The organism is Hymenobacter sp. (genome assembly GCF_035709525.1).
Lineage (GTDB): Bacteria > Bacteroidota > Bacteroidia > Cytophagales > Hymenobacteraceae > Hymenobacter.
The window spans coordinates 1-5,397 of the sequence record NZ_DASTEP010000092.1 but is presented as its reverse complement, the minus strand read 5'-3'; the positions used below and the strand labels follow the sequence as shown (position 1 = coordinate 5,397).

Genomic DNA, 5,397 nt, shown 5'->3' with positions numbered 1-5,397 from the left:
GAACCTCACCCCCGGCCCCCTCTCCAAAAAAGAGGGGGAGCCTGATGCCCTTTAACGTTGGCTTACGTTCGCCAGCGGTCGGCTCCCCCTCTTTTTTGGAGAGGGGGCCGGGGGGGGAGGTTCACGCGCATTACAAGTTACCGCGCAGCGCCTGCTCGCGCTCAATCGACTCAAACAGCGCCTTGAAGTTGCCCTTGCCGAAGCTCTTGGCACCCTTGCGCTGGATGATTTCGAAGAACACCGTGGGCCGGTCTTCCACAGGCTTGGTGAAAATCTGGAGCAGGTAGCCTTCCTCGTCGCGGTCCACAAGCAGGTTCAGGGCCTTGAGGCTTTCGAGGTCTTCGTCGATAGCGCCCACGCGGTCGAGTACGTCGTCATAGTAGGTGCTGGGTACGCTCAGAAACTCTACGCCACGGCGGCGCAACTCGGTCACAGTCTGGCGAATATCGTGCGTGATGAGCGCCATGTGCTGCACGCCCGGCGAGTGGTAGTAGTCGAGGTATTCCTCAATCTGCGACTTCTTTTTGCCCTCGGCCGGCTCGTTGATGGGGAATTTCACGAAGCCATTGCCGTTGCTCACTACCTTGCTCATCAGGGCCGAATACTCGGTCGAAATGTCCTCATCATCAAACGTAATGAGCAGCTTGAAGCCCATCACGTCTTCGTAGAATTTCACCCACTGGTTCATTTCGCCCCAGCCCACGTTGCCCACGCAGTGGTCTACCACTTGCAGGCCCACCGGCGCACCCTGCGGCACGCCGCTCTTGCGGGCCACGAAGCCGGGTAGGAACGGCCCGTTGTACTTCGAGCGCTCCACGAAGGTGTGGATGGTTTCGCCGTAGGTGTAGATGCCGGCCATCGTCACCTCGCCGTTTTCGTCCGACACGGTGTAGGGCTCGAAGGCGGGCTTAGCGCCGCGCTTGGTGGTCTCTTCAAATGACTTACGCGCATCGTCCACCCACAAAGCCATCACCTTCACGCCGTCGCCGTGCGCGGCCACGTGGCGCGTAATGTCGGAGTCGGGCAGCAGCGAGGTGGTGAGCACGAAGCGGATTTTATTCTGCTGAAGCACGTAGCTGGCGCGGTCGCGCACGCCGGTTTCGGGGCCGGCGTAGGCCACCAGCTCGAAGCCAAACGCAGCCTGGTAAAAATAGGCCGACTGCTTGGCATTGCCGCAGTAAAACTCCAGGTAATCAGTGCCATTGAGGGGCAGGAAGTCCTGGGCGGGCTGGGCCAGCACTTCGGGCGAGGTCATGGTTTGCATGAGGGGTAGGAGAGGGTAGGGAGGAAATGAAGGTGGAGCAGCTTCCGAAGCTGAAAGCGCTGCAAAAGTACCCCACTGCCACCGACTTACCGCACCTGGCCGCTTGGTAGCCGCGCCGAATGCCTTCTCCGCCGCCTGGTGCGGCGGCTAGGGGCCCGGCACGCGGTCGGGGTAGTCCGTTATCAGCCCATCCACGCCCAGCGCCCGCAGCGGCGCGGCCTCGGCGGGCGTGTTCACCGTCCAGGGTATCACCTGCATACGCTGCTGATGGCACGCTTGCACTAGGTCGCTGGTCACCAGCTTGTAGTGTGGGCTGTAGATGCTGGGCCGAAAGCTCAGGCGCAGCAGATTTTTGGCGAGGCCGTCCTGGTTGTCGACCAGCAAGGCGGTGCGCAGCCGGCGCTGCGTGCGGTGCACCACGTTGAGCGTGCGCGGGTCAAACGACTGAATAATCACCCGGCTCTGCACGCCCTTGGCATTGACGACAGCCAGCAGCAAGCGCACAAATTCCTCGGGCGCGGGGTGGCTCACGCCGTCGCCGGCCGGGGTGGTTTTGGTTTCGATATTGTAAAACGGCGCGGGCCGGTGCATGCGCCGGGCATACGCTTCGGCCGAGTCAATAACCTCGGCCAGCAGCGGCTTATATGTCAGCAGCTTTTGCTGCTGCGCAAACTTGGGGTTGCCGTGGCTGCCCACGTCGTAGCGCCGGATGTCGGCGTAGGGTAGGCCGTAGAGCTTCAGCGCCTGGCCCTCGGCCCTGGTCAGCGGCTGGCCATCGGGGCGGTACACGAAGTCGGCGTTCATATACGGGTCGTGCGAGAGCAGCACCTGTTTGTCCTGGCTGATGGCCACGTCCATTTCCAGCGTCGTCACGCCCAGCGCCAGCGCGTGGCGCATGGCCGGGATGGTGTTCTCCGGCATCAGCCCCCGGCCGCCCCGGTGGGCTTGCAGGTCGAAGAGCGGGCGCGGCGGCGCCTGGGCGGCGGTGGTGAGTAGGGCGGCGAGGGCGAGGTATTTCATCATTCAGGGTAGCTTGGACTTTGTAGTCCGAGCGCGCGCGCAGCGCGCATCCACGTTGGGGTACGTTGGTGAAAGAGAAGTAGAAGTAGATGCGCGCTGCGCGCGTTCGGACTACAAAGTCCGAACTACCGCTACCTTACACCGCTACCGTGTCGCTGTACACCTGCCCGAAGCGGTCGGTGGCCTCAATCCGAATTTCCTTCGCCCCGGCCGAGGGCGTGGCGAAAAACAAATGGTCCGTCATGGTCGGGTCCACCCACTTGTGCTTGGCCGGAATTTGGTCGCCGGCTTGCAACTGCACGGCCAGCGGGTCGAGGCCGGTTTGCTGGCGCATCTCGCCCTGTCGCACGCCGTTTTCGTACCACACTACCTTCCATTGCGGGTCCCAGTTCCAGACGTTTGCCACCACGTCGGCGGGGTGGGCGGGCACGCTGCCTTTGGGGTAGCTGCGCAGCTGGTGCTCGCGCGGGTGGCCCACCGATTTGTAATACCACTTGATGTCGGGGCCGCTGACCTCGTACACGCCGTAGCCGCTGGGCGTGCCGTCGGTGCAAACGGGGCCGGTCCACCACGCGCCGCACACCGCGCCGTGGGTATGCTCGATGGTGTTTTCGTGGAAAACCTTCTCGCACACGTGCGTGTGGCCCGTCATGAGGTGCGCCGTGTACGGCTTCAGGATGCGGTAGAGCTCGGCCCGGTTCGACACCACGCCGCCCAGCGATTCTTCCTTAAGGTTGTTGCGGCGCTGGTCGCCGCTGTTCACCGGGATGTGCAGCGCCACGACTACCGTGGTGCCCGGCTTCACGTGGCTCAGGTCTTGCTCCAGCCATTGCAGCTGCTGCTCGGGCAGGTAGCCGATGTACTTCTTGGGCGGGCCGATGAAGAAGACGTTATCGAGCACCACGTAGTGAATCTCGCCCCGGTTGAAGGAGTAGTACGTCGGCCCAAAGTGGCTCTTAAACGTGCGCGCCGAGCCCTCGTCGGCCCGCGCCGTGAGGTCGAGGTCGTGGTTGCCGATAACCTGGAAGAACGGGATGCCGCTGATTTCAACCGCCTTTTTGTAGTCTTCAAACAGCTCGTGTTTGTCCCACACCAAGTCGCCGCAGCCGATGGCGAAGGTGGTGCTGGCGTCGTACTGCGCGGCCAGCTTTTGCAGGTCGGGCGCGGAAGAGGTCAGCAGCTCGCGGCAGTCCTTTTTGTTTATCATCTGCGGGTCGGCCCACACCATAAAGGTGTGCTTGGTATCATCAGCGGCCAGCTTTTGCAGGGCAAAATCGGCCGTCATTTTCGCCGCGCCGGGCTGAATGGGCTGGTAGAAGCGTGCCACGCCCTTTTCGTGCGGAAAGGCGTAGCCGCGCGGCACCGACACGTGCACGTACTCGGCCGTAGCGTTGCTTTCTAAGGTGTATTTGCCGGCCTTGTCGGTCAGCACAATGTTGTAGCCATCGCTCACGGCCACACCCGGCAGGCCGGTACCGTTGTGGTGCACTTTGCCTTTTATGATGAGCGGGGCGAGGCTGAGTTTGTGGCCGGCCGGGGCGGGCGCAGCGTCAGGGGCGGCGAGGGCGGCGGGGGCGAGCGGCAGGCTGAGGCCAGCACCCACGAAACCCAGGCTTTGGAGGAATTTGCGGCGAAACATGGTAAGGGGAAGGTGTAGCGCGGACTTTCAGTCCGCGAGTAAAAGCGGTACACAGGTAAAGTCGGGCGCGTTGATAAGACAGGTTACTCGCGGACTGAAAGTCCGCGCTACCGGCTAATTCTCGTAAATGGCGATGTCATCCAGCCCCAGCCGCCCATTGAGCACGGTGGGCGGGTTGCTCGGCCCCAGGCCCAGCTTATTGATGCGGAAGCGCACCGGCCCGCTGATATTCAGCAGGAAAGTGGCCGTGCGCTGCCAGTTGCCGGCATCCGAAACCACGGCCCCGGCTTGCGTCCAGGTCGCGCCCTGGTCTTGCGAATACTCCAGCTTCCACGAGCTGGCGGCGTCGGTGTAGTAGGCCCCGTAGAGCAGCGTGACTTTGGTGGCGCCGTTGGGCAGGTCAAACTTCATTTCGACCACGGCCGGCACCGTGAGGCCCTGCTGCATCCGAATGCCCTGGGTGCCGGTGTAGCGGTCGCGCCCCGAGGTATTGCCCAGAATGGCCTGGTACAGCTTCCAGCGCCCGGTGCTAAACTGCACGGTGTTGTCGGGCACGGTGGTAGTGTTCATGTCGTAGCTGCCCTTCGTAGCCTGCGGCACGGCCTCGAAGCTCTCGGGGAAGCCGGGGTAAATCGGCCCGCTGGGGTCCACGGCATCGGCGGCGGTGCGCAGCCACAGCTGCGGCACGGCGGCCTGTGCGGCATCGAGCGCGCCCACCGCAATGCCCACAAACGTGGCGCTGGCCGGCACGCGCCGGGTAGCAAAGGCGGCCGTGGCCTCGGTGTGCAGCGTCAGCTTATTACTGGCTCCGTCAGCCAGCGTTTTATCGCCCGCGTAGGTGTCGCCCGATACCGGCAGCGGCGTGATGCTCGCGCCCGTGAGGCGCACCAGTGTGCCGTCGTAGGCGTTCACGTCGGCCAGCAGCGCGCCGATGGTGATGTCGCGCACCTGCACGGCGTTGCCGCTGCTCACCTTGCGCACGCGGTCGGGCGTGATGCCTTCGAGGCGCAGCGCGCCGGCGCTCTTGGCCAGCGTCGCGCCTTTGATGTCCACCACCACCGAGTCGCCCACGGCGAGGCTCGGCGCCGCGCCGCCCGTGATGGGAATGACGATGCCGCGCACCGTGCCGCGCCGCTTGTTCTGCACCACGATGGTGCCCACGCCGCCGGGTACGTTGCCGCCCGCCGCCTCCGAAATAATAAGCCCTACTACCTGGTGCGCGCCCGACAGCTGGCCGGGCTCCAGCACCACATTCGAGCCCTGGTAGAGGCGGCGCAGCTCGTCGAGCGCCACATTGGGGCTGGGCGCGCCGGCCGCGTAGTCGGGGTTGTCTTTGAGGCAGCTGGTGGTGGCGAGGGCGAGGAGGAGGAGTGAATAAGGAAGTAGGCGGAATTTCATAATTGAAAGAATTTGGAAGCGGTTAAAGCTCGTCGGCCGTGTAACCCCACCCCCGGCCCCTCCCCTCCGGGAGAGG

4 protein-coding genes are annotated in these 5,397 nt (G+C 63.9%); all 4 read right to left on the bottom strand.

The genetic code is table 11. The features are described 5' to 3' along the window. Window positions 1-130: 130 nt before the first annotated feature. A complete protein-coding gene (gene hppD / locus VFO93_RS08035; protein WP_325133840.1) occupies window positions 131-1,264 on the bottom strand; it encodes a 4-hydroxyphenylpyruvate dioxygenase in 1,134 nt (377 codons plus the stop codon). 147 nt (window positions 1,265-1,411) lie between these two features. Further along, a complete protein-coding gene (locus tag VFO93_RS08030; protein ID WP_325133839.1) occupies window positions 1,412-2,287 on the bottom strand; it encodes a glycerophosphodiester phosphodiesterase family protein in 876 nt (291 codons plus the stop codon). Between the two features lie 133 nt (window positions 2,288-2,420). After that, window positions 2,421-3,923 carry a calcineurin-like phosphoesterase family protein gene (locus tag VFO93_RS08025; protein WP_325133838.1) on the bottom strand — a complete coding sequence of 501 codons (1,503 nt, stop codon included), beginning with the start codon at window positions 3,921-3,923 and terminating at the stop codon, window positions 2,421-2,423. Window positions 3,924-4,037: 114 nt separating this feature from the next. Continuing rightward, a complete protein-coding gene (locus VFO93_RS08020; RefSeq protein ID WP_325133837.1) occupies window positions 4,038-5,321 on the bottom strand; it encodes a DUF5689 domain-containing protein in 1,284 nt (427 codons plus the stop codon). Between the last annotated feature and the right edge of the window lie 76 nt (window positions 5,322-5,397).